23 protein-coding genes and 1 pseudogene are annotated in these 22,014 nt (G+C 71.8%); 14 read left to right on the forward strand and 10 right to left on the reverse strand.

Annotation, left to right across the window (positions count from 1 at the left end):
- Nucleotides 1–60 precede the first annotated feature (60 nt).
- Nucleotides 61–2,886, forward strand: a complete 2,826-nt coding sequence (gene glnE, locus JGR68_RS02115; protein WP_199360181.1) for a bifunctional [glutamate--ammonia ligase]-adenylyl-L-tyrosine phosphorylase/[glutamate--ammonia-ligase] adenylyltransferase — start codon at nucleotides 61–63, stop codon at nucleotides 2,884–2,886.
- On the opposite strand, the gene JGR68_RS02120 is transcribed toward glnE, so the two are convergent.
- Nucleotides 2,870–3,808, reverse strand: a complete 939-nt coding sequence (locus tag JGR68_RS02120) for a phosphoribosylaminoimidazolesuccinocarboxamide synthase (RefSeq protein ID WP_199360182.1) — start codon at nucleotides 3,806–3,808, stop codon at nucleotides 2,870–2,872. The genes glnE and JGR68_RS02120 overlap by 17 nt on opposite strands.
- A 79-nt stretch (nucleotides 3,809–3,887) precedes the next feature.
- On the opposite strand from JGR68_RS02120, the gene JGR68_RS02125 reads away from it, so the two are divergent.
- The 4 genes from JGR68_RS02125 to trpE all read left to right on the forward strand — a co-directional run bounded on the left by JGR68_RS02125 (nucleotide 3,888) and on the right by trpE (nucleotide 7,413).
- Nucleotides 3,888–4,217, forward strand: a complete 330-nt coding sequence (locus JGR68_RS02125; protein ID WP_199360183.1) for a DnaJ domain-containing protein — start codon at nucleotides 3,888–3,890, stop codon at nucleotides 4,215–4,217.
- Nucleotides 4,218–4,298: 81 nt separating this feature from the next.
- Entirely contained in the window at nucleotides 4,299–4,985 is a 687-nt protein-coding gene (rpe, locus tag JGR68_RS02130) for a ribulose-phosphate 3-epimerase (protein ID WP_199360184.1), read from the forward strand.
- Nucleotides 4,982–5,938, forward strand: a complete 957-nt coding sequence (yegS, locus tag JGR68_RS02135) for a lipid kinase YegS (RefSeq protein ID WP_199360185.1) — start codon at nucleotides 4,982–4,984, stop codon at nucleotides 5,936–5,938. Before rpe ends, yegS begins: the two co-directional genes overlap by 4 nt.
- Entirely contained in the window at nucleotides 5,935–7,413 is a 1,479-nt protein-coding gene (trpE, locus tag JGR68_RS02140; RefSeq protein ID WP_199360186.1) for an anthranilate synthase component I, read from the forward strand. Before yegS ends, trpE begins: the two co-directional genes overlap by 4 nt.
- Before the next feature lie 21 nt (nucleotides 7,414–7,434).
- On the opposite strand, the gene JGR68_RS02145 is transcribed toward trpE, so the two are convergent.
- On the reverse strand, nucleotides 7,435–8,331 hold the full coding sequence (locus JGR68_RS02145) for a cytochrome c oxidase assembly protein (RefSeq protein WP_199360187.1): 897 nt from the start codon (nucleotides 8,329–8,331) through the stop codon (nucleotides 7,435–7,437).
- A 60-nt stretch (nucleotides 8,332–8,391) separates the two neighbouring features.
- Here JGR68_RS02145 and JGR68_RS02150 point away from each other — a divergent pair, with 60 nt between their 5' ends.
- Nucleotides 8,392–8,850 (forward strand): CopD family protein, encoded by a 459-nt coding sequence (locus JGR68_RS02150; protein ID WP_199360188.1) that lies wholly within the window; start codon nucleotides 8,392–8,394, stop codon nucleotides 8,848–8,850.
- Between the two features lie 30 nt (nucleotides 8,851–8,880).
- Here the strand turns inward: JGR68_RS02150 and JGR68_RS02155 are convergent, their stop codons facing one another.
- Genes JGR68_RS02155 through coxB form a run of 4 tightly spaced genes read right to left on the reverse strand, consistent with a single transcriptional unit; the run spans nucleotide 8,881 to nucleotide 13,160 of the window.
- Entirely contained in the window at nucleotides 8,881–9,408 is a 528-nt protein-coding gene (locus JGR68_RS02155; protein ID WP_199360189.1) for a DUF2231 domain-containing protein, read from the reverse strand.
- Nucleotide 9,409: 1 nt separating this feature from the next.
- A complete protein-coding gene (locus JGR68_RS02160) occupies nucleotides 9,410–9,829 on the reverse strand; it encodes a hypothetical protein (RefSeq protein WP_199360190.1) in 420 nt (139 codons plus the stop codon).
- Nucleotides 9,826–12,342, reverse strand: a complete 2,517-nt coding sequence (gene ctaD / locus JGR68_RS02165; protein ID WP_199360191.1) for a cytochrome c oxidase subunit I — start codon at nucleotides 12,340–12,342, stop codon at nucleotides 9,826–9,828. Before ctaD ends, JGR68_RS02160 begins: the two co-directional genes overlap by 4 nt.
- A complete protein-coding gene (gene coxB / locus JGR68_RS02170; protein WP_234446561.1) occupies nucleotides 12,339–13,160 on the reverse strand; it encodes a cytochrome c oxidase subunit II in 822 nt (273 codons plus the stop codon). The genes ctaD and coxB overlap by 4 nt, the downstream gene beginning before the upstream one ends.
- A gap of 209 nt (nucleotides 13,161–13,369) precedes the next feature.
- Here coxB and JGR68_RS02175 point away from each other — a divergent pair, with 209 nt between their 5' ends.
- The 4 genes and pseudogenes from JGR68_RS02175 (at nucleotide 13,370) to JGR68_RS02190 (ending at nucleotide 16,793) form a co-directional block, all read left to right on the forward strand.
- Nucleotides 13,370–13,954, forward strand: coding sequence for an aminodeoxychorismate/anthranilate synthase component II (locus JGR68_RS02175; protein ID WP_199360193.1), 585 nt, complete (start codon nucleotides 13,370–13,372; stop codon nucleotides 13,952–13,954).
- A gap of 75 nt (nucleotides 13,955–14,029) precedes the next feature.
- Nucleotides 14,030–15,052 (forward strand): annotated as a pseudogene (gene trpD, locus JGR68_RS02180) (anthranilate phosphoribosyltransferase); the annotation flags it as partial.
- 140 nt (nucleotides 15,053–15,192) lie between these two features.
- Nucleotides 15,193–16,014: an indole-3-glycerol phosphate synthase TrpC gene (trpC, locus tag JGR68_RS02185; protein ID WP_199360195.1), complete on the forward strand. Its 822-nt coding sequence runs from the start codon at nucleotides 15,193–15,195 to the stop codon at nucleotides 16,012–16,014.
- Complete coding sequence (locus JGR68_RS02190; RefSeq protein ID WP_199360196.1) at nucleotides 16,011–16,793, forward strand: haloacid dehalogenase-like hydrolase; 783 nt, start codon at nucleotides 16,011–16,013, stop codon at nucleotides 16,791–16,793. Before trpC ends, JGR68_RS02190 begins: the two co-directional genes overlap by 4 nt.
- Here the strand turns inward: JGR68_RS02190 and JGR68_RS02195 are convergent.
- The 3 genes from JGR68_RS02195 to crp form a co-directional block, all read right to left on the reverse strand.
- Entirely contained in the window at nucleotides 16,772–17,524 is a 753-nt protein-coding gene (locus JGR68_RS02195) for a sulfite exporter TauE/SafE family protein (protein WP_199360197.1), read from the reverse strand. The genes JGR68_RS02190 and JGR68_RS02195 overlap by 22 nt on opposite strands.
- Nucleotides 17,525–17,602: 78 nt before the next feature.
- A complete protein-coding gene (locus JGR68_RS02200) occupies nucleotides 17,603–18,073 on the reverse strand; it encodes a GNAT family N-acetyltransferase (protein WP_199360198.1) in 471 nt (156 codons plus the stop codon).
- A 5-nt stretch (nucleotides 18,074–18,078) separates the two neighbouring features.
- The gene (gene crp, locus JGR68_RS02205) at nucleotides 18,079–18,711 is read right to left on the reverse strand and encodes a cAMP-activated global transcriptional regulator CRP (protein WP_234446562.1); all 633 of its coding nucleotides are present in this window, start codon (nucleotides 18,709–18,711) and stop codon (nucleotides 18,079–18,081) included.
- Between the two features lie 218 nt (nucleotides 18,712–18,929).
- Here crp and speD point away from each other — a divergent pair, with 218 nt between their 5' ends.
- Both speD and sugE read left to right on the forward strand, forming a co-directional pair.
- A complete protein-coding gene (speD, locus tag JGR68_RS02210; protein ID WP_144891047.1) occupies nucleotides 18,930–19,721 on the forward strand; it encodes an adenosylmethionine decarboxylase in 792 nt (263 codons plus the stop codon).
- A 169-nt stretch (nucleotides 19,722–19,890) separates the two neighbouring features.
- Nucleotides 19,891–20,208, forward strand: coding sequence for a quaternary ammonium compound efflux SMR transporter SugE (gene sugE, locus JGR68_RS02215; protein ID WP_199360200.1), 318 nt, complete (start codon nucleotides 19,891–19,893; stop codon nucleotides 20,206–20,208).
- 111 nt (nucleotides 20,209–20,319) lie between these two features.
- On the opposite strand, the gene coq7 is transcribed toward sugE, so the two are convergent.
- Nucleotides 20,320–20,967: a 2-polyprenyl-3-methyl-6-methoxy-1,4-benzoquinone monooxygenase gene (gene coq7, locus JGR68_RS02220; RefSeq protein ID WP_199360201.1), complete on the reverse strand. Its 648-nt coding sequence runs from the start codon at nucleotides 20,965–20,967 to the stop codon at nucleotides 20,320–20,322.
- A 216-nt stretch (nucleotides 20,968–21,183) separates the two neighbouring features.
- Here coq7 and rplM point away from each other — a divergent pair, with 216 nt between their 5' ends.
- Together rplM and rpsI are read left to right on the forward strand one after the other, a co-directional pair.
- The gene (rplM, locus tag JGR68_RS02225) at nucleotides 21,184–21,612 is read left to right on the forward strand and encodes a 50S ribosomal protein L13 (protein WP_199360202.1); all 429 of its coding nucleotides are present in this window, start codon (nucleotides 21,184–21,186) and stop codon (nucleotides 21,610–21,612) included.
- A 3-nt stretch (nucleotides 21,613–21,615) separates the two neighbouring features.
- On the forward strand, nucleotides 21,616–22,008 hold the full coding sequence (rpsI, locus tag JGR68_RS02230; RefSeq protein WP_199360203.1) for a 30S ribosomal protein S9: 393 nt from the start codon (nucleotides 21,616–21,618) through the stop codon (nucleotides 22,006–22,008).
- Nucleotides 22,009–22,014: the final 6 nt, after the last annotated feature.

A 22,014-nucleotide genomic window follows, 5' to 3' on the forward strand; every position in this document is an offset into this window, starting at 1 on the left:
GGAGCAAAGCCCGGAGCGGTCCGCCGCTCCGGGCTTTTTTTTGCCTGCCACAATCGGCGCATGAGCCCGACCCCGGATCCTGTCGACGCCGCCGCGCTGTCGAGTGACCTCGACGCCCACGTGTCCCGCCTGCTGGAGCGCCTGCCCGCCGACGCGGTCGCGCGGGCTGGAGACGCGCTGCGCCGGGTCGCCGAGGCCAGCGATTTCGCGCTGGAGGTCTTCGCCCGCCAGCCGGCGGCGCTGGAGGCCCTGGTCGACGACCCGTCGGCGATGCCGGCCCCGCCGCAGCTCGATCCGGCGGCGCCGGACGACTGGCCGGGGCAGCTGCGCCGCTGGCGCACCGCCTGCTCGGCACGCATGGTCTGGCGGGACGTCGAAGGCCTGGACGAGGTCGGCGCCACCCTGGCCGGCAGCACCCGGCTGGCGGAGGACTGCTTGCAGCTGGCGCTGGCGGCGCTGGAGGGCGGGTTCGCCGTGCGCCACGGTCACGTCCGCGACGCCAGCGGCGCGCCCGTCCGCCTGGTGGTGTTCGCGCTCGGCAAGCTGGGCGGCGGCGAGCTCAACTTCAGCTCCGACATCGACCTGGTCTACGCCTACGAGGCCGCCGGCGACAGCGACGGGCCGCGGCCGCTGGCCGCCGAGGAGTACTTCGCGCGCCTGGGCCGGGCGCTGGCCAAGCTGCTCGACGAGCCCACGGTCGACGGCTTCTGCCACCGGGTCGACCTGCGCCTGCGGCCCTTCGGCAACGCCGGCCGGGTGGCGCTGAGCTTCGCGGCGATGGAGCAGTACTTCCAGCGCGAGGGCCGGGACTGGGAGCGGTACGCCTGGCAGAAGGCGCGCCCGGTGGCCGGCGACCTCGAGGCCGGCGAGCGCTTCCTCGCCTCGCTGCGGCCGTTCGTCTACCGCCGCTACCTGGACTACGGGGCGCTGGCCGGCCTGCGCGAGATGAAGGCGGCGATTGCCGCCGAGGTCGCGCGCCAGGAGCTGGCCGACGACATCAAGCGCGGGGCCGGCGGCATCCGCGAGATCGAGTTCCTGGTGCAGGCCCTGCAGCTGGTCCGCGGCGGACGCGAGCCCGCGCTGCGCGGCCGCCGGCTGCTGCCGATGCTCGAGGCGCTGCGCGTCGCGCGGCAGGTCGAGGCCGGCGCCGCCGGCGAGCTGGCGGCGTCCTACCTGTTCCTGCGCCGGGTCGAGAACCGCCTGCAGATGCTGCGTGACGCGCAGACCCATGTCCTGCCCGACGCGCCGCTCGACCGCCTGCGCATCGCCCGCGGCCTGGGCCATGGCGACTGGGGTGCGTTCCTCGCCAGCCTGGCGCCGGTGCGCGCGCGGGTGGCCGCGGAGTTCGGGGCCCTGCTGGCGCAGCGTGACGACGCCCATGCCGGCGTGAGCAGCGACGTCGCCAGCTACTGGCGCGCGCTGCCCGAGGGCGGCGACGCCGGCGTGCTGGCCGCGGCCGGCTTCGGCGACCCGGGCGAGGTCGACGCCGCGCTGCGCGACTTCGCCCGCTCGCCCAGCGTGCGCGACCTGTCGGACGCCGCGCGCGCCCGGCTCGACCGGGTCATGCCGGTGATGCTGCAGGCCAGCGCGCCGGCCGACCGTCCGCTGCAGGCGGTGCGCCGGCTGCTGGCACTGCTGCACAACATCCTGCGGCGTGCGAGCTACCTGGCCCTGCTCGACGAGCAGCCGGCGGCCCTGTCGCGCCTGACCGACCTGGTCACCCGCAGCGCCTTCCTCGCCGAGCGCGTCGCGGCGCATCCGCTGCTGCTCGACGAACTGCTCGACCTGCGCGTGGAGGGCCCGATGCCCGGGCGCGGGCAGATCGAGGCGGCCTGCGCCGCGGCGCTGCAGCGCGACGACATCGAGGGCGCGCTGTTCGCGCTCAACGAGACCCGCCAGGCGCTGAGCTTCCGCGTCGCGCTGGCCACGCTCGACGGCCGCCTCGCCGCGGTCGACAGTGCGCGCCAGCTGGCCTGGCTGGCCGACGGCGTGGTCGCCGCGGTGGTCGAGCTGGCGCGGCGCGAGATGCAGGCCGCGCACGGCCTGGTGCCCGATGCGCCGTTCGCGGTGATCGGCTACGGCAGCCTGGGCGGCGAGGAGCTGGGCATCGGCTCCGACCTCGACCTGGTGTTCCTGTACGACGCGCCGGGCGACGCGCAGTCCGACGGGCCGCGGCCGCTGGAGGCGCAGCGCTGGTTCGCGCGCCTGGCGCAGAAGATCGTGCTGCTGCTCGGCACGACCACCGGTGCCGGACGGCTGTACGAGGTCGACGTGCGCCTGCGCCCGGATGGCGGCAGCGGACTGCTGGTGTCGTCGCTCGCGGCCTACGGCGAGTACCAGCGCGAGCGCGCCTGGACCTGGGAGCACCAGGCGCTGGTGCGCGCGCGCTGCGTGGCCGGCGACGCCGGCCTGGGTGCCGCGTTCGAGGCGGTGCGCGCGGCGGCGCTGGCGCGCCCGCGCGATGTGGCGACGCTGGCGGCCGACGTCTCGGGCATGCGTGCGCGGATGCGCGCGAGCCTGGACCGCGGGGACGCCGCGATGTTCGACCTCAAGCAGGGCGAGGGCGGCCTGGTCGACCTGGAATTCCTGCTGCAGGCCCTGGTGCTGGGTGGCGCGGCCGGGCAGCCGCGTCTGCTGCAGCCGCGGGCCACGCCGGCGCTGCTGGAGGCGTGCCGGGACATCGGGCGGCTGGATGCAGCCTGCGCCGACGCGCTGTGCGCGGCCCACGCGCGGCTGGTGGCCTTGGGGCTGGAGCGCACGCTCGACCGGCGCGCGCGCCTGGTGCCGGTGGACAGCGAGGGCCTGGACGCGGCACGCGTGGCGATCCGCGCTGCGTTCGCGGCGGCGGGCCTCGCGCCCGCCGCGGGCATCACGCCGCTGGACTAGCCTCGCCGGCGCCGATCCCGGCCAGGCGCTGCAGGGCCTCGGCGTATTTCGCGCGCGTGCGCTCGATGACCTCGGGCGGCAGGCGCGGACCGGGCGCGGTCTTGTCCCAGTCCTGGGTCTCCAGCCAGTCGCGCACGAACTGCTTGTCGTAGCTCGGCGGGCTGGTGCCGACCTCGTAGGCATCCGCCGGCCAGTAGCGCGAGGAGTCCGGGGTCAGCATCTCGTCCATCACGTACAGGCGGCCGTCGGCATCGGTGCCGAACTCGAACTTGGTGTCGGCAAGGATGATCCCGCGCGCGGCCGCGAACTCCGCCGCGAAGGCGTAGAGCCGCAGCGTCGCGTCGCGGACCTGCTCGGCCAGTTCGGCGCCGATGGTCCGCACCATGGTGTCGAAGTCGATGTTCTCGTCGTGGTCGCCGACGGCGGCCTTGGTCGAGGGGGTGAAGATCGGCTGGGGCAGCTTCTCCGCCTGGCGCAGGCCGTCGGGCAGCGCGATGCCGCTCACGCGCCCGGTGCGCTGGTAATCCTTCCAGCCGCTGCCGATGAGGTAGCCGCGGGCGATCGCCTCGACCGGCACCGGCTTCAGGCGCCGGGTGACCACGGCGCGCAGGCGGTAGGGCTCCGGATCCACGCCGTCGGGCAGCACCGATGCCACGTCGATGCCGGTGAGGTGGTTGCGCACCAGGTGCTCGGTGCGGTCGAACCAGAAGTTCGACACCTGGCAGAGCATCTCGCCCTTGCCGGGGATGGCGTCGGGCAGCACGACGTCGAAGGCGCTGAGGCGGTCGGTCGCGACCATCAGCAGCAGCGGGCCGAACGCCTCGGGACCGGAACCGGACGGGAGCGCGTACACATCGCGGACCTTGCCGCGGTGGAGCAGTTCGAGCCCGGGCAGGTGGGCTTCGAGCAGGGTCGTTGCCATGGGTCGTCTTGGAGCCGTCGGGGGGGCATTGTAGCGATGCACGGCCAGGCGTGCGGGCGGCCACGGTAGAATCGCGCGCATGAAGCGATGGTATGGAAAGGTCCTGGGGTTCATCGCCGGCTGGCTGCTGATGCGCCACCCGGCGGGCGGCCTGATCGGGCTGCTCATCGGGCACGCCTTCGACAGCGACTGGTTCCGGGTCGCCGGCAACGACGCGTACACGGTGCTGGGGCTGGAGCGCGACGCCAGCGACACCGAGCTCGACCTCGCCTACCGGCGGCTGATGGCGCAGTACCATCCCGACCGCATGGCGGGCGCGGCGCCCGAGCTGCTCGACCAGGCGCAGAAGCGCGCCGCCGAGATCAACCGCGCCTACGACCGCATCCGCAAGGCCCGCGGCCGCCGCTAGGCCAACGCCTGTCCCGCCCCTGACGCCCGCCGCAGCGGGCGGCGCGGCGCCCAACTCCCCCGTGTCCAACGCGAGCCCACCATGCAGCCCACCGTCATCGCCCCCTCCATCCTCTCGGCGGACTTCGCCCGCCTCGGCGAGGAGGTCGACAACGTGCTCGCGGCCGGCGCCGACTGGGTGCACTTCGACGTGATGGACAACCATTACGTGCCCAACCTCACCATCGGCCCGCTCGTGTGCTCGGCGCTGCGCAAGCACGGCGTGACCGCGCCGATCGACGTGCACCTGATGGTCTCGCCGGTGGACCGCATCGTCGGCGATTTCGCCGAGGCCGGCGCCACCCTGATCAGCTTCCATCCCGAAGCCAGTTCGCACGTGCACCGCACCATCCAGCTGATCCGCGCCGCCGGCTGCCAGCCCGGCCTGGTGCTTAATCCGGCGACGCCGGTCGACGTGCTCGACTACGTGCTGGACGAGCTCGACCTGGTGCTGCTGATGTCGGTCAATCCCGGCTTCGGCGGCCAGGCCTTCATTCCCTCGGCGCTGGACAAGCTGCGCAAGGTACGCGAGCGCATCGACGCCAGCGGGCGCGCGGTGCGCCTGGAGATCGACGGGGGGGTGAAGCCCGACAACATCGGCGCGATCGCCGCCGCCGGTGCCGACACCTTCGTCGCCGGCTCGGCGATCTTCGGCAAGCCCGACTACGCCGCGGTGATCGAGGCCATGCGCGCCGAAGCCGCGCGCGCCTGCGCGGCCGGGGGCGCGTGAGCGCGCCGCCGCGCTGGCGGCTGGTGCTCAACGGCAAATCGGCCGGCGACGACGCACTGCGCGACGCGGTGCACGCGATGCGCGACCGCGGCGTGGTGCTGGACGTGCGGGTGACCTGGGAAGAGGGTGACGCCGCGCGCGAGGTGGAGGATGCGATCGCCAGCGGCGTGCAGGCCATCGTCGCCGCCGGCGGCGACGGCACGCTGAGCGAGGTCGCGGCGGCGCTGGCCGGTCGCGACGCCGATGCCTGGGCGCTGCCTGCGCTGGGCCTGGTGCCGCTGGGTACGGCGAACGACTTCGCCTCGGCCGCCGGACTGCCGCCCGATGCGCTGGCCGCGCTGGAGCTGGTGCTGTCGCAGCCGGCCCGGCCGATCGACCTGCTGCGCCTGGACGTCGCCGGGACATCGCACTGGGCCGCCAACCTCGCCAGCGGCGGGTTCGGGACCCAGGTCACCCAGGAGACCGACGACGGCCTGAAGAAGCTGCTTGGCGGCCTCGCCTACCTGGTGACGGGACTCGCGCAGCTGGGCCGGATCGAGCCGGTCGCCGCGCGGCTGCGTGGCCCGGGATTCGCGTGGGAGGGCGAGTTCATCGCGCTGGGCATCGGCAACGGGCGCCAGGCCGGCGGCGGACAGGCGCTGTGCCCGGATGCGCTGATCGACGACGGCCTGCTCGACCTGACCATCGTGCCGACGCTCGAAGGCGAGGTCGCGGCGACGATGGGCACCCTGATCGCCGAAGGCCGGCATGCCGCGCTCGAGCGCGTGGCGGTGCGCGCGCGCCTGCCGTGGGTCGAGATCGAGGCGCGCGAACCGATCGTGCTCAACCTGGATGGCGAGCCGGTGGAGTCCGCCCGCTTCCGCATCGAGGTGGCCGCGCAACGGCTGCGCATGCACCTGCCGGCGGGCTGCGCGCTGCTCGATGGCGATGGATCTGCGAAGCTTGCCGGATGATGACGCCCGACCAGTTCCAGACCCTTGCCGACGCCGGCCACACCCGCATCCCGGTGGTGCGCGAAGTGCTGTCCGATCTCGACACGCCGCTCTCGGTCTACCTGAAGCTGGCCGACGGCCCGCACAGCTGCCTGTTCGAATCGGTCGAGGGCGGCGAGCGCTTCGGCCGCTACTCGATCATCGGCCTGCCGGCCACCCGCGTGCACGAGTTCCGCGGCCACCGCTACGCGCTGCGCGAGCACGGCGAAATCGTCGAGCAGCGTGACGTCGACGATCCCTTCGCCGAGGTCGAGCGCCTGCGCGCGGAGCAGTCGGTGCCGGACGTCGAGGGCCTGCCCGGGTTCAGCGGCGGCCTGGTCGGCTGGTTCGGCTTCGAGTGCATCGGCTACATCGAGCCACGCCTGGCCGCGGAGGCCGGCCTGCGCGACGACCTCGGCACGCCCGACATCCTGCTGATGCAGTGCGACGAGCTGGCGGTGTTCGACAACCTCAAGGGCCGGCTGTACCTGGTGGTGCATGCCGACCCGCGCGAGCCGCGGGCCCTGGCGCGCGCGCAGCGCCGGCTGGACGCGCTGGTGCACCGGCTGCGCCAGGCCGGCACCGGCTATCCCGAGACCCTGCGGCCGGCGGCGCTGGCCGAAGGCGATTTCGTCTCCGGCTTCACCCGCGAAGGCTTCATCGACGCGGTGGCCAAGGTGAAGGAGTACATCGCCGGTGGCGACGTGTTCCAGGTGGTGCTGTCGCAGCGGCTGACGGTGCCGTTCGAGGCGCGCCCGGTCGACGTGTACCGTGCGCTGCGCGCGCTCAATCCGTCGCCGTACATGTACTTCCTCGACGTCGGCGGCACCCAGGTGGTCGGCAGCTCGCCCGAGATCCTGGTGCGCATGCAGGGCGGCGAAGTCACCGTGCGCCCGATCGCCGGCACGCGCCCGCGCGGCGCCACGCCGGCCGAAGACGCCGCGCTCGAAGCCGAGCTGCTGGCCGACCCCAAGGAGCGCGCGGAACACCTGATGCTGGTCGACCTCGGCCGCAACGACGTCGGCCACGTGTCCGCGCCGGGCACGGTCGAGGTGGGCGAGCAGTTCGTGGTCGAGCGCTACAGCCACGTCATGCACATCGTCAGCGAGGTCACCGGGCGCGTGCGCGACGGCCTGTCCTACGCCGATGTGCTGCGCGCGACCTTTCCCGCGGGCACGGTCAGCGGCGCGCCGAAGATCCGCGCGCTGGAAGTGATCCGCGAGCTCGAGCCGATCCGCCGCAACGTCTATGCCGGCAGCATCGGCTACATCGCCTGGAACGGCGACGCCGACATGGCCATCGCCATCCGCACCGCGGTGATCCAGGACGGCCACCTGCACGTGCAGGCCGGCGCCGGCATCGTCTACGACTCCGATCCGGTCAAGGAATGGGAAGAGACGATGAACAAGGGCCGCGCGCTGTTCCGCGCGGTGGCGCAGGCGGCCGGCGGGCTGTGACGCGCCGAGGCGCGCCCGCGCTCAGCGCAGGCGTCGCTCCAGGCGCGCGAAGCCGTGCCACAGCAGCCACATCGCGCCGGCGAGATAGGGCACGCAGCTCGGTACCCACATCAGCACGCCGGCCAGCTGCTGGTCGGCCATGACGTCCAGGCCCAGCTGCGGTGCGCGTTCGGCGTAGATGGCGTACAGCGGCCGCGCGGAGAACGTCATCAGCGCGCCCAGGAAGCCCATCTGCATCATCACCGCGACCATCGCCACCACGCCCGCGCCGGCGCCGACGTGGGGATCGCGGATGCGCGTCCACATCGCCGCCCACAGCCACAGCCCGGAGGCGAGGAAGGTCCCGTGCATGGTCCAGTGCACCGGATCGCTTTCCAGCGCAGCCGTCGTGGCCGCCGGTAGATGCCATGCGCAGAGCACCACGCCGTGCGTGACCGAAGCCGCCGTGAGCGAAGCGGCGGCGCGCGCCTGGGCCGCGCCGAGCGTCCGGTGCAGCTGCCGCGCCAGCGTGGCCGGCAGCGCGTGCGCGGCCACCGCCAGCGGCTGCCCGGCCAGCAGCAGCGGCGGCACGAAGGCGATCAGCAGCATGTGCTGGGCGATGTGCGCGGCCAGCGACCATTCGCCATAGGCATCGAGCGGCCAGGTGGTCGACAGCAGCAGGACCAGGACGCCGACGGCGGCGCTGGCGAAGCCCGCGCGCCCGACACCGGCACCGACGCCCGCGCGTCCCCAGAGCCGCCGGAGCCCGACGGCGTACAGCAGCACCCAGGCGGCGAGCGGGACGAGGAGCCACGGCGAAGGCGAGAACGCGGTGGCCAGCGTGGGCGGATGGTCGTGCCCCGCGTGCGCCAGCACGCTGCCGGCCGGCAGCCCGGCGAGCAGCACGCCGGCAGCGACGCGGGCCCACGCCCGGCGCACCCACCACGGCTGCTTCGCGCCGGAGCGGGCACACTGCGGTGAATCCGAGGGGAATGGCGCATGTATTTCTGGCTGAAGATCCTGCATGTCTCGGCGATGGTCCTCTGGTTCGCCGGACTGTTCTTCCTGCCGCGGCTGTTCGTGGCGCGGCACCGTGGCCAGCGCGATGCCGCCGCCGGCTACTTCAATGCCACCGCCAACACGCTCTACTTCCGCATGGCCACGCCCGCGGCGCTGGTGGCGGTGGCCAGCGGGATGGTGCTGATCGCCTACGGGCCGAGCGGTGCCTGGCTGGTGATGAAGCTGGTGATCGTGGCCGGCGCCGTGTTCCTGCATCTCTACATGGGGCTGGTGCTCTACGAGCTGGGCCAGGGCCGCGATCGCCACGGTGCGCTGTTCTACGGGCTGCTGGGCTGGACGCCGCTGGCCTTGCTGCTCGCCATCGCGGCGCTCACCGGTGCCAAGCCGCAGACCGTCGGCGACCTGCCGCCGCCGCCGGGTGCCGACGCGAAGCCGTGAATGGCACAGGCCGGGAGCGGGGCGCACGCCTCACGCCTCCGGCGGGGCGTCGGGACCGCGGTCCTCGCTGCCGGGATGTCCGGCGACGCCAATCCCGTGATGGAAGCTGAGTCCGCCACCCAGCCAGCCGGCCACGCCGACCAGCACCGTCATCAGCGACGACAGCAGCAGCCCCCAGGGCCAGACCGCCGCAACCGGATCGCCCCAGCGCAGCCAGGTGTTGGCCGCGGCCACCGCCAGCACCATCACCCCCGAGAGCGCATGGCTCCACGCGGAGACATGCCGCCGCACCACCCGGATCAGCAGCAGGTCGACGGTGCCGACCGCGGCGGCCACGAGCCCCATCGCCAGGCCTGCGCCGCTCAGCACCTGCGACAGCTGCGCCCAGAACGCCAGGCCGCTCCACAGGTACAGCACGTCGGTCACCGAGACCACGAGCAGGAATGCGATCGGGAACACCACCAGCATCGGGTGCAGCGGGTGCTTGCGGATCGCCACGCGGCTTTCGACGGTGCGGGTGAGCTGCGGCGGGGTCGGCGGCTTGAGTGATTCGGCCATGTCAGGCACAGCCCGGAAGCAGCAGCACGGGGATGGTGGTGAACAGCACCGCGACCGCGGAGAGCACGCAGAGCGCGCCGCTGGCCGCCGCGGCGAAGCGGCGTCGCGCGGCAAGCGCGGGCGCGGAGCGGTCGGCCTGGGCGGCACGCCAGCCGCGCCAGGCGCGGCGTCCCAGCCACGCCAGCAGGGTGAACGTGACCGCGGTCAGCGCCAGGACCGACCAGGCCAGTGCGGTCAGGCCGGCATGGCGGGTCAACGCCAGGCCCTCGGCGCAGGTGACGCCCTGCAGCGAATACACCACGACCAGGTGCAGCGCCCAGAGCAGCATCGGCGCGGCGATGCCGGTAAGGCGCCAGGGCGAGAGGACGCCGTCCAGGCGCACGCCGTCCAGGTGTGGCCCGTCCGGGCGCGCGCCGGTCACGCCAGCCTCGGGAACAGGTGGAGGACGCCCCAGGCGACCACGCCCTGGCCCACCACGTAGCGCCAGAGCGCGGTGGTGACGCGCGCCTCCAGCGGACGCGCCGCGGTCACCAGGCCGCGGCGCAGACGCGCCGCGACGAAGGTCGCGAACAGCATCGCCAACAGCACGTGCACGGCATGGAAGCCCGCGAGCGTCCAGGCCACCGATGCGTAGGCGTGAACGGCGGGCGCTCCGGTGGCCGCCATGGCCCAGGCCTGCGCCGCGATGAAGCCGGCGCCGAGCACGACGGTCGCCATCCACGCGCCCGCGGCGCGTCCGCGCGCGTCGGCCTGCAGCGCACGCGTCGCGACCCATGCCGTTCCGGCGCAGGCGATCAGCAGGACCAGCGCGGCGATGGCCGCCGGCCAGCCCGCGACCCCGATGCCCGCCGGCGGCCAGGCCTCCGTCCCGAGCCACAGGTAGAAGTAGCTGAAGACCAGCGACGCGAACAGCGAGCCGTCGACCAGCAGCGACATCACCAGCGCCCACCAGCCCGGCGCGTTGCGCGCGGCGCCCTGCGTGGGCAGCACAAGTCCTGGCTCGGCCTCGACCGCGTCGGGCCCGCCGGGATCGCCGGTGGTCCAGGCCCAGCGCCAGAGCAGCGCGAGCAGCGGCAGCACGAGCAGCAGCACGGCCCAGTAGAGCTTGGCGATGAAGCAGGCCAGCAGCACCGCCAGCGCAAGCGCGGCCAGCAGCGGCAGCCAGGTCGGGCCGGAGACGCGGATCACCTGCTCGGGCCGCGCATCCAGCAGGCTGCTGCCGAGCAGCTCGCGCACGCCGTGGCGCGCGTCGCCGAGCAGTCCGTCCGGCCGTGCGGCGGCGTCCGCGAGCAGCGGATCGGCCCACAGCGGATCGCGGCCCTGGACGCGCGGCACCGACGCGAACGTGTAGGGCGGAACCGGGTGCTGCACGGCCCACTCCAGCGTGCCGGCGCGCCATGGATTGCGGCGCGCGCGCGGTCCATGCCGGAGGCTCAGCACCAGGTCCGCCAGCACCGCCACCATTCCGACGGCCAGCACGAAGCCGGCGGCGGTCGACACCAGGTTGAGCCAGTGGAACCCGAGCTCCGGAAGATAGGTGTAGGCGCGTCGCGGCATGCCCAGCAGGCCGGTGAAGTACATCGGCAGGAAGGTCAGGTTGAAGCCGAGGAAGACCAGCCAGAACGCGGTGCGGCTGAGGCTCTCCGACGGCTCGCGCCCGCTCACCAGCGGCAGCCAGTAATAGAGGCCGGCGAACAGCGGGAACATCAGCCCGCCGATCAGCACGTGGTGCAGGTGCGCGACCACGAAGTGGCTGTCGTGCGCCTGCCAGTCGAAGGGCACCATCGCCACCATCACGCCGGTGAGCCCGCCGGGCACGAAGACGAAGAAGAAGCCGAACAGGTACAGCGTCGGCACGCGCAGCCAGGGGCGCCCGGCCCACAGCGTCGCGATCCAGGCGAACACCTGGATGCCCATCGGGATCGCCACCGCCATGCTCGCGGCGCTGAACAGCGCCAGCGCCAGCAGGGGGATGCCGACGGTGAACATGTGGTGCACCCACAGCCCGAAGCTGAGGAAGCCGGTGCCGACCAGCGCCAGCACGATCCAGGTGTAGCCGACCATCGGACGTCGCGCGAAGGTCGACACCACCATCGAGACCACTCCCGCGGCCGGCAGGAAGATGATGTAGACCTCGGGGTGCCCGAACAGCCAGAACAGGTGCTGCCACAGCAGCGGATCGCCGCCCAGCGCCGGATCGAAGAACACGAAGCCGAAGGCACGCTGGATCTCCAGCAGGATGCTGGCGAGGATCAGCGGCGGGAAGCCGAAGACGATCATGAACGAGGTCACCAGCATCGCCCACGCGAACAGCGGGATGCGCCGCAGGTCCATGCCGGGCGCGCGGCAGACCAGGATCGCCACGATCATCTCCACCGCCGCGGCCACGGCGGCGATCTCGGAGAAGGTGACGCCGATCAGCCAGAAGTCGGCGTTGAGCCCGGGCGACCAGGTGGCGTCGGTCAGCGGCACGTACATGAACCAGCCCGAGTCCGGCACCGCGTCGAACAGGAAGCTGGAGTACAGGAACAGCCCGCCGAACAGGTAGCACCAGAAGCCGAACGCCGACAGCCGCGGGAAGGGCAGGTCGCGCGCGCCGATCATCTTGGGCACGAGGTAGAGCGCGAAGCCCTCCATGATCGGCACCGCGAACAGGAACATCATCGTGGTGCCGTGCATGGTCACGAATTCGGCGTAGCGCTGCGGATCCAGCACCTCGTTGCCGAACCAGGCCAGCTGCAGCCGGATGAACATCGACAGCATGCCGCCGATCAGGAAGAAGGCGAGGCCGGTGACGATGAAGCGCAGGCCGATCGTCGAGTGGTTGACCGCGGTCAGGCGGCCGCGCCAGCCCGGCGGCGTGGACCAGGTTTCGTGCAGCGCCTGCAGGCGCGCGTCTTCCGGCGTGGCTGCGGGGTTGGTCGGAGCCGTCATCGCGGCGCCTCCCCGCCATCGACATCGGCATCGGCATCGACATCGGCATCGGCATCGACGGCATCGTCCACGGTGTCCACGCGGACGGCGTCGCCCGGGCCCAGCGCGTCCAGCGCTTCGACGGCAGCGGCGTCGGCGGCCGCGACCGCCGCCGGAACGCCGCCCGCCCGCTGTGCGAGCCACGCCTGATGGCCGGCGTCATCCTGCACCAGCACCTCGAAGGCCATGCGGGCGTGGCCGGTGCCGCAGTACTCGGCGCACTGCCCGCGGATGCGGCCCTCGCCGTCGGCGCGCAGCCGCAGGCGGTTCACGCGCCCGGGGATGGCGTCGACCTTGCCGCCCAGGCGCGGGATCCAGAACGAATGGATGACGTCGGCGCTGGTGATGCGGAATTCGACCATCCGGCCGCGCGGCATCGACAGCACGTCGAGCGACTCCGCCACCACGCCACCGTCCGCGTCGCGGTAGCGGAAGTGCCAGCGCCAGCGCCCGGCGACCACGTCCACGCGCTGGTCGACCTGCTGGCCGAGCCCGGTGATCCGCGCGCTGGACACCGAGCCGTAGACCAGCAGCCCCGCCAGCAGCATTGGCGGCAGCACCAGCCCGCCGCCGACGATGAGCCGCTGCGGTTTCGCCAGCGCGCGGGTGTTGCGGCCGCGGAAGAGTGCCCAGGACACCAGCCCCATCACCATCAGCCAGACCGCCAGCGCGCCCCAGAACATCGCCCACCAGATGCCGGCAATGGCCTCCGCCGCCGGCCCGGCCGGATCCAGCGTCGACTGCGGCCCGGCACAGCCCGCGGCGGCGAGCAGCGCCAACGCGGCGGCCGTCGGGCGCGCGCAGGGTGCGATGGTCGCGATGGTGGTCCCCTCCTCGTGGCCGCCGACGCCGCGGGCAGCCCCGGCGCGATCGCCACAGGCTAGCCACGGCTGTGGACAGCGAATGTGAACGCGCACCGCGTCCGGGCTTTCGGCGAGAATGGACGGCTTCCGGCGGCCCCGACGCCGCGCGCCTGCAGGGGCCATCCGTGCTGCTGATGATCGACAACTACGACAGCTTCACCTTCAACCTCGTGCAGTACCTGCAGGTGCTGGGCGCCGAGGTCGAGGTGGTGCGCAACGATGCGCTGACGGTCGACGACATCGGGCGCCTCGGGCCGAGCCACATCGTGATCTCGCCGGGACCGTGCACGCCCAACGAGGCCGGCGTCTCGATCGAGGTGATCGAGCGGCTGGGCCCGACCACGCCGATCCTCGGCGTCTGCCTGGGCCACCAGGCGCTCGGCCAGGCCTACGGCGGACGCGTGGTGCGCGCGGGCCGGATCATGCACGGCAAGACCTCGCCGATCCGCCACGCCGGGAACGGTGTGTTCGCCGGCCTGCCGGACGGGTACGAGGCCACGCGCTACCATTCGCTGGTGGTGGAGCAGGACAGCCTGCCCGACTGCCTCGAGGTCACGGCCTGGACCGAGAACGACGACGGCAGCCGCGAGGAGATCATGGGCCTGCGCCACCGCGAGCACCCCGTCCACGGCGTGCAGTTCCATCCGGAGTCGATCCTCAGCCAGCACGGTCACGCGCTGCTGAAGAACTTCCTCGACGTCGCGGCCTGAGGCCCGCGGCGACGCCGCGACCGGCGCATGCGTCGCCCCGGCATCCCCCGTTCCCTGAAGAAGCCAGCCCCGACCATGCCCATCACCCCCCAGGAAGCCCTGCAGCGCACCATCGAACACCGCGAGATCTTCGAGGACGAGATGTTCGACCTCATGCGGCAGGTGATGCGTGGTGACGTGTCGCCGCAGATGACCGCGGCGATCATGATCGGGCTTCGGGTCAAGAAGGAAACGGTGGGCGAGATCACCGGTGCCGCGCGCGCGATGCGCGAGCTGGCGCGCCGGGTCGAGGTCGCCGACCGCACGCACCTGGTCGACATCGTCGGTACCGGCGGTGATGGCGCCAACACCTTCAACATCTCCACCGCGTCGAGCTTCGTGATCGCCGCCGCCGGCGGGCGGGTCGCCAAGCACGGCGGGCGCAGCGTGTCGTCCACGTCCGGCAGCGCGGATGCGTACGAGGCGCTGGGCGCCGCCATCGAACTGCCGCCGGAAGCCGTCGCGGAGTCGATCGCGCGCACCGGCATCGGCTTCATGTACGCGCCGGCCTACCACCCCGCGATGAAGGTGGTCGCGCCGGTGCGCCGCGAGATGGGCGTGCGCACGCTGTTCAACATCCTCGGACCGCTGACCAATCCCGCGGATGCGCCGTCGATCCTGATGGGCGTGTTCCATCCCGACCTGGTCGGCATCCAGGTGCGCGTGCTGCAGGAGCTCGGCGCCGAGCGCGCGCTGGTGGTCTGGGGCCGCGACGGCATGGACGAGATCTCGCTGGGCGCGGGAACCCTGGTCGGCGAGCTGCGCGACGGCCGGGTGCGCGAGTACGAACTGCACCCGGAGGACTTCGGCATCCCGATGGCCGCCAGCCGCAACCTCAAGGTCGAGGGTGCGCAGGAGTCGAAGGCGATGGTGCTGCAGGCAATCACCGACGCCGACGGCCTGCCCGGGCATATCGTCGCGCTCAACGCGGGCGCGGCGCTGTACGTCGCCGGCGTGGCGGATTCGATCGCCAGCGGCGTCGAACTGGCGCGCGCGACGATCGCTTCGGGCGCGGCGCGCGCGAAGCTCGACGCGTTCGTGGCCACCACCCGGGAACTCGGCGAGGCTGCGATCGCGGCTGTAGCCGCTCCCACAGTCGAGCCCCCTGCAGGAGCGGCTACAGCCGCGATCACCCCGGGCCGCCCTGTAGGAGCGGCTACAGCCGCGATCACTCCAGCGGCCGACGCCGGAGCCTGCGAATGAACACCGGCCATGCCCCCGACGTGCTGGCCCGCATCCTGGCCCGCAAGCGCGAGGAAGTTGCGGAGCGCAACCTGCGCGTCTCGCGCGCCGAGATCTTCCTGCGCCTGGCCGACGCGCCCCCGCCGCGCGGTTTCGCCGCGGCGATCGAGGCGAAGATTGCCGCCGGGCAGACCGCGGTGATCGCCGAGGTCAAGAAGGCCAGCCCGTCGAAGGGCGTGATCCGCGCCGACTTCGATCCCGCCGCGATCGCGCGCAGCTACGAGGCCGGCGGCGCGGCCTGCCTGTCGGTGCTGACCGACGTCGACTTCTTCCAGGGCGCCGACGCTTACCTCCAGCAGGCGCGCGAGGCCTGCTCGCTGCCGGTGCTGCGCAAGGATTTCATCGTCGACGGCTACCAGGTCGACGAGGCGCGCGTGCTGGGCGCCGACTGCGTGCTGCTGATCCTGGCCGGGCTGGACGATCTGCTTGCGAGCGACCTCTGCGTGCAGGCGCTGGAGCTCGGCATGGACGTGTTGGCCGAAGTGCATGACGCCAACGAGTTTGAGCGCGCGCTGCGCCTGCCCACGGTCGCCGGGCGCGCGCCGCTGCTGGGCGTGAACAACCGCGACCTGCGCAGCTTCGAGGTGTCGCTGGACACGACGCTGGCGCTGAAAGCGATGGCCCCGGAAGACCGCCGGCTGGTGACCGAGAGCGGCGTGATGACCGCCGACGACGTCGCGCTACTGCGCGGTGCCGGCGTGGATGCCTTCCTGGTCGGCGAGGCCTTCATGCGCGCCGAGGATCCGGGAAGCGCGCTGCGCGGGATGTTCGGGACGTGAGCGGGCCGCGGTACGCGGTGCCTCGCGATGATGCCCCGCTGGTCGTCTTCGACTTCGACCACACCCTCTACGACGGCGACTCCGGCAGCCACCTGTTCGCCTGGCTGATCAAGCGCAGCTGGTGGCGGCGGATGCTCGCGCTGCTGCTGGCCCCGGTGTTCGGTCCGATGGTCGCCTTCCTGCCGACCCGCCGCGCGGGCATCTCCGGTTTCGTCTGGGCCGGCACGGTCGGCTTCCACCGCGTGCGCGACCTGGATGCGCTCACCGACGCCTATGTCGCGCAGCACGTCGAGGAGATCCGCGGCCGCCTGCTGCCGCTGGCGCTGGAGGTCTTCCACGCCCACCGCGAGCGCGGCGACCACGTCGTGGTGGCCACCGGCGCGCCGCCGGAACTGGCCCGCGCGATCCTGGCGTTTGCCGCCCACGAGGACGTGCCCGTGGTCGGCACCCTGGCCGGCCCGCGCTTCGGCGCGGTGGTCGCGGCGCGCCACTGCCACAACGAAGAAAAGGTGCGCATGCTGCGCGAGCTCGGCTGGGGCGACATCGACGCGGCCTATTCCGACTCGAGCGCCGACCTGCCGCTGCTGCACGCCGCGCGCAGGCCGGTGGTGGTGAATCCGAAGCCGGGCGCGATCGCCCGCTTCGTCCGCGAGCTTCCGCCTGCGACGCCGATCCTCAACTGGGGCTGCCCGGGGCGGGGCGGCGAACCCGTGGCCGTCGCGGTGGGAGACGACGGCCGGCTGCCGTCCGATCCGGCTCAGCCGGCGAGCGCGCGGTAGATCTGGTAGAGCGAGATCCCCATCACCAGCACGCCGACCGCCAGCAGCACCAGGCGCTCGCGCACGTGCCGCACCAGCAGCGCCGCCAGTGGCGCGGCGATCACGCCGCCCAGCAGCAGGCCGATGATGATCCGCCAGTGGTCGAGGCCGACCGAGAACAGGAAGGTGATCGAGATCGCCAGGGTCACCGCGAACTCGGATGCGCTGACCGTGCCGATGCTGGTGCGCGCTTCGCCGCCGTTCGCCAGCAGGGTGGAGGTCGCCATGGGGCCCCAGCCGCCGCCGCCGATGGCGTCGAGCAGGCCGGAGACGAAGCCGAGCAGGCCCACGCGCTTCACCTCGCGCCGCGGCACGCGCCGGCCCAGCGCACGCACCAGGATCAGCACCGCCAGCACCAGCAGGTAGGCGTGGATCCAGGGTTTGATCGTCGCGCCATCGATGCGGCTGAGCGCGTACGCGCCGATCACGCCGCCGACCACGCCCGGCACCGCCAGGCGCAGCATCAGGCGGCGATCGACGTTGCCCAGCATGCCGTGCGCGGCGCCGGAGACGCCGGTGGTGAACACCTCGGCCGTGTGCACGCTGGCGCTCACCGCCGCCGGCGGCATGCCCATCGCCAGCAGGATCGAGGAGGAGACCAGCCCGAAGGCCATTCCCAGCGCACCGTCCACGAGCTGTGCGCCCAGTCCGATGGCGACGAACATCAGGAAGTGGCTGTCGATCAGGTCCATGCGCGGCATCCGGGCGCCACGCGGCACCCTGCAGGCGGCAAGACTAGCCGGCTGGCGTGGTGGTGGCGTTGTCGCCGGTCAAGCGTCGCCGAGGCGCTTGATGAAGCGCAATGTCCCGTCGCCGAATCCGCAGGCCCGGTAGAAGGCGTGGGCCTCGGCGCGCTGCGATCCGCTGGTCAGTTCGATGCGCGCGGCCCCGGCGGAGCGGGCGCGGCGCTCGGCTTCGCGCAGCAGCTGCCGGCCGAGCCCACGGCCCTGCGCGCCGGGCGAGACCACCAGGGCGGTGATCCGGCAGGTGGTGGTATCCAGCGGCAGGTAATACATGAAGTCGATCGCGACCAGTCCGCAGACCATGCCGCCGCAGCGTGCGACGACCAGGGCCTGCCGGTCGTTGGCGGTGATGGTGGCGATGCGGCGCGCGGCGTCGCCGGTGTCGCAGGGGTAGCCCAGCGCGCTGAGCAGGGCGGCGACGTCGTCGGCGTCGATCGCCGAGGCGCTGCGCAGGTCCGCGTCCGGCAGGGTGCCCCTGGATTCGAACGCCGCGACCATCGGCGTCAGCGGGTGCCGTAGAGGACGATGGTCTTGCCGCGGGCGTGCAGCTTGCCGTCGGCCTGGAGCTTCTTCAGCACGCGGCCGGCCATCTCGCGCGAGCAGCCGACCAGGCGCGCGAGCTCCTGGCGCGACACCCGCAGCTGGGTGCCGTCGGGATGGGTCATCGCCTCCGGCTCGCGGGTGAGGTCGTGCAGGGTGCGGGTGATGCGGTCGGTGACGTCGAGGAAGGCCAGGCGTCCGGCCTTGCGGCTGGTGTCGAGCAGCCGCCGCGACAGCTGGGCGCCGATCGCGTAGACGATCTGCGTGGCGTCGCCGGACAGCGAACCGTCGAACAGCTGGTACAACCGCTCGTAGCTGATCTCGGCCAGTTCGGTCTGCACCCGGGTGCGCAGCACCACTTCGCGCACGTCGGACTCGATGAAGAGGCCCATCTCGCCGACGAATTCGCCGGGTCCGAAGTAGCCGAGGATCAGTTCGCGACCGTCGTCCTCCTCGGTGATGATGGTGACCGACCCGCTGACCACGTAATACATGGTCCCGGCCTGGTCGCCCGGGCGGAACACCTCGGTGCGCGGCGGATAGCGGCGGCGATGGCAGTGCGCGAGAAAGCGTTCGATCGTCGCCGGCGATGGCATCAGGGGATGCTGGGGACGTCTCAAGGTTGTCAGGATGGCCACAGGGCTGATAGTCATGGAAAGCTTGAACGGGGGATGAAGCAAGAGTAGGCCGTCCTGACCCATCCGGCAAACGCGTTGGGGCCCCGCCCGGCCGGCCCCGGTGGCGCTTCACTCGCGGGCGGGGGGGCAATGGCGCATAATCGCGCACTTTCCGCCCGAACCGGGGTCCGCACGACGTGGTCAAACCGCTGCCTCGCCTGAAGCTGCAGGGATTCAACAACCTCACCAAGGCCCTGAGCTTCAACATCTATGACGTGTGCTACGCCGTCTCCAAGGACGAGCGCCAGCGCTACATCGAATACATCGACGAGGAATACAACGCCGATCGCCTCACGCAGATCCTCACGGACGTGGCGGAGATCATCGGCGCGAACATCCTCAACATCGCGCGCCAGGACTACGATCCGCAGGGCGCGTCGGTGACGATCCTCATCTCCGAGCAGCCGGTGATCGACAAGGCCGACGCCAAGGGCGTGATCTCGGATGCGGTGGTCGCGCACCTGGACAAGAGCCACATCACCGTCCACACCTACCCGGAAACGCACCCGCAGGCGGGCATTGCGACGTTCCGCGCGGACATCGACGTGGCGACCTGCGGCGTGATCTCGCCGCTGAAGGCGCTGAACTACCTGATCGAGAGCTTCGAGTCGGACATCGTCATCGCCGACTACCGCGTGCGCGGCTTCACCCGCGACATCAAGGGCAAGAAGCATTACATCGACCACAAGATCAATTCGATCCAGGACTTCCTGGCGAAGAACATCAAGGCGCGCTACGAGATGTTCGACGTCAACGTCTACCAGGAAAACATCTTCCACACGAAGATGCACCTGAAGGACTTCGACCTCGACCAGTACCTGTTCGAGGAAAAGGCCCGGAACCTGTCGTTCAAGGAACGCATGAAGATCGAGGCGCTGCTCAAGCGCGAGATCGAGGAGCTGTTCCACGGGCGCAACCTGGTCGAGTGATCCCTCTGCCGCAGGTCACGCGGCGTTGGGCACCAGCGGGACGGCCCGCGCGCGGACACGGTCCGCGGAACGGAGACCGACGGCGGTCCGGAGCGAAGGCTCCGGACCGTTTTTTCATTTGCGGCGCAGCGCCGGCGCATGGTCCCGGGCAGCGCGAAGGAGACCAGCAATGGCGTGGATTTATCTGGTGGTGGCAGGCCTGTTCGAAGTGGTCTGGGCACTCGGGCTGAAGTACACCGAAGGCTGGACCCGGCTCTGGCCGAGCCTCGGCACCGTCGCGGCGATGGTGGTGAGCTTCTGGTGCCTGTCGCAGGCGCTCAGGGCGATCCCGATCGGCACCGGCTACGCGATCTGGACCGGGATTGGCGCGGTTGGCGTGGCGGCCTTCGGCATCCTGGTGTTCGGCGAGAGCGCGTCGCCTGCGCGGCTGGCGTGCATCGCGATGATCGTGGGCGGAGTGGTGGGGCTGAAGCTGGTTTCCGGCTGAGCCACCTTGCACCTGTAGGAGCGGCTACAGCCGCGATCGCTCCTGCGCACCCCGATCGCGGCTGTAGCCGCTCCTGCAGGTCGGTGCGCGGGATCTCGGCTGTAGCCGCTCCTACAGGCGGTAGGCGACGGTCTTCATGACCTTCGACGCCGCGGCCATCAGGGTCGGGATCGGCTGCGGCAGGACGCGGGCGCCGGCGGCTTCCGCGTTGTCGGCATGGCGGGCCTCGTCGGCCTTCATGGTCTCGAGGATCGCGCGGCTGCGCAGGTCGGCTCCGGGCAGGGTCTGCAGGTGCTCCTCCAGATGGGCCTCCACCTGGCGTTCGGTCTCGACCACGAAGCCGAGGTTCCAGCCATCGCCGCGCAGCCCGGCCAGCAGGCCGATCGCATAGCTCCCCGCGTACCAGAGCGGGTTGAAGAGGCTCGGCCGGCTGTCCAGCTCGCGCAGGCGGTCGTCGCACCAGGCCAGGTGGTCGGTTTCTTCCTGCGCCGCCTCGAGCAGGTGGGCGCGCGTGGCCGGATCACGCGCCACGGTGGCCTGTCCGACATACAGCGCCTGGGCACAGACCTCGCCGACGTGGTTGATCCGCATCAGCCCCGCGGCGTGCCGCCGCTCGGCGTCGTCGAGCTCCACTTCGGGCTCGCCGGCGCCGGGGTTGGGGCGCTCGGCGCGCGGCCGCCCGGCCACGGTCTCCAGCGCGTTCTGGGCATCCGCCAGCAGGCGGTCGAGGGGCGACAGGGTGCGGGAACGGGTCGTCATGCGGACATTGTGGGATGTGGATGGCAGGGCGTACAGGCAGCCCGCCGGCGCACGGCACGGGGACGCGCAGGCCGCCGGGGCCGGCAAGTTGCGATGGCTGCCGTGGCCCGGTACAATTCCGCCTCTTGCGTTCCCTGAACGTGAAAACGCGAGGCGACGTTCCGCCGGCGATGGCCAGCGCAACCAGCCCGACCAGTCACCCCTGAGAGTTTCCCGATGAAGACCTTTACCGCCAAGAACGAGACCGTCCAGCGCGACTGGTTCGTGGTCGACGCCGCCGGCAAGACCCTCGGTCGCCTGAGCACCGAGATCGCGCGTCGCCTGCGTGGCAAGCACAAGCCCGTCTACACCCCTCACGTCGACACCGGCGATTACATCATCGTGATCAACGCCGAGAAGATCCACGTGACCGGCAACAAGCTCGCCGACAAGATGTACTACCGCTTCACCGGGTACATCGGCAACCTGAAGTCCGAGTCCCTGGGGCAGGCGCTGGAGCGCCACCCCGAGCGGGTCATCGAGCATTCGGTCAAGGGCATGCTCCCGAAGAACACCCTGGGCCGTGCGATGTACCGCAAGCTCAAGGTGTACAAGGGTTCCGAGCACCCGCACGCCGCCCAGCAGCCGCAAGTCCTGGATATCTAAGTCATGGCAATCACCCAGAATTACGGCACCGGCCGTCGCAAGTCCTCCACCGCCCGCGTGTTCCTGCGCCGCGGTACCGGCAACATCACCGTCAACGACCGTCCGCTCGACGAGTTCTTCGGCCGCGAGACCGCGCGCATGATCGTGCGCCAGCCGCTCGAGCTGACCAAGAACACCGAAAGCTTCGACATCATGGTCACCACCCACGGCGGCGGCACCACCGGCCAGGCCGGCGCCATCCGCCTGGGTATCGCCCGCGCGCTGGTGGAGTACGACGAGACCCTGAAGTCCGAGCTGCGCAAGGCCGGCTTCATGACCCGCGACGCCCGCGAGGTCGAGCGCAAGAAGGTCGGTCTGCACAAGGCGCGTCGCGCGACCCAGTTCTCGAAGCGCTGATCGCGG

Origin of the sequence: Luteimonas sp. MC1750 (assembly GCF_016615955.1) — a bacterium.
Classification (GTDB): domain Bacteria; phylum Pseudomonadota; class Gammaproteobacteria; order Xanthomonadales; family Xanthomonadaceae; genus Luteimonas.

What these genes read in the sequence shown, in the direction of transcription:
- JGR68_RS02155 (WP_199360189.1), bottom strand. Translation starts at nt 9,408, where the DNA reads ATGGCCGAATCACTCAAGCCGCCGACCCCGCCGCAGCTCACCCGCACC.
- JGR68_RS02200 (WP_199360198.1), bottom strand. Translation starts at nt 18,073, where the DNA reads ATGGTCGCGGCGTTCGAATCCAGGGGCACCCTGCCGGACGCGGACCTG.
- glnE (WP_199360181.1), top strand. Translation starts at nt 61, where the DNA reads ATGAGCCCGACCCCGGATCCTGTCGACGCCGCCGCGCTGTCGAGTGAC.
- JGR68_RS02125 (WP_199360183.1), top strand. Translation starts at nt 3,888, where the DNA reads ATGAAGCGATGGTATGGAAAGGTCCTGGGGTTCATCGCCGGCTGGCTG.
- JGR68_RS02120 (WP_199360182.1), bottom strand. Translation starts at nt 3,808, where the DNA reads ATGGCAACGACCCTGCTCGAAGCCCACCTGCCCGGGCTCGAACTGCTC.
- trpC (WP_199360195.1), top strand. Translation starts at nt 15,193, where the DNA reads ATGAACACCGGCCATGCCCCCGACGTGCTGGCCCGCATCCTGGCCCGC.
- coq7 (WP_199360201.1), bottom strand. Translation starts at nt 20,967, where the DNA reads ATGACGACCCGTTCCCGCACCCTGTCGCCCCTCGACCGCCTGCTGGCG.
- ctaD (WP_199360191.1), bottom strand. Translation starts at nt 12,342, where the DNA reads ATGACGGCTCCGACCAACCCCGCAGCCACGCCGGAAGACGCGCGCCTG.
- rpsI (WP_199360203.1), top strand. Translation starts at nt 21,616, where the DNA reads ATGGCAATCACCCAGAATTACGGCACCGGCCGTCGCAAGTCCTCCACC.
- sugE (WP_199360200.1), top strand. Translation starts at nt 19,891, where the DNA reads ATGGCGTGGATTTATCTGGTGGTGGCAGGCCTGTTCGAAGTGGTCTGG.
- rpe (WP_199360184.1), top strand. Translation starts at nt 4,299, where the DNA reads ATGCAGCCCACCGTCATCGCCCCCTCCATCCTCTCGGCGGACTTCGCC.
- JGR68_RS02195 (WP_199360197.1), bottom strand. Translation starts at nt 17,524, where the DNA reads ATGGACCTGATCGACAGCCACTTCCTGATGTTCGTCGCCATCGGACTG.
- rplM (WP_199360202.1), top strand. Translation starts at nt 21,184, where the DNA reads ATGAAGACCTTTACCGCCAAGAACGAGACCGTCCAGCGCGACTGGTTC.
- crp (WP_234446562.1), bottom strand. Translation starts at nt 18,711, where the DNA reads ATGCCATCGCCGGCGACGATCGAACGCTTTCTCGCGCACTGCCATCGC.
- trpE (WP_199360186.1), top strand. Translation starts at nt 5,935, where the DNA reads ATGATGACGCCCGACCAGTTCCAGACCCTTGCCGACGCCGGCCACACC.
- JGR68_RS02150 (WP_199360188.1), top strand. Translation starts at nt 8,392, where the DNA reads ATGTATTTCTGGCTGAAGATCCTGCATGTCTCGGCGATGGTCCTCTGG.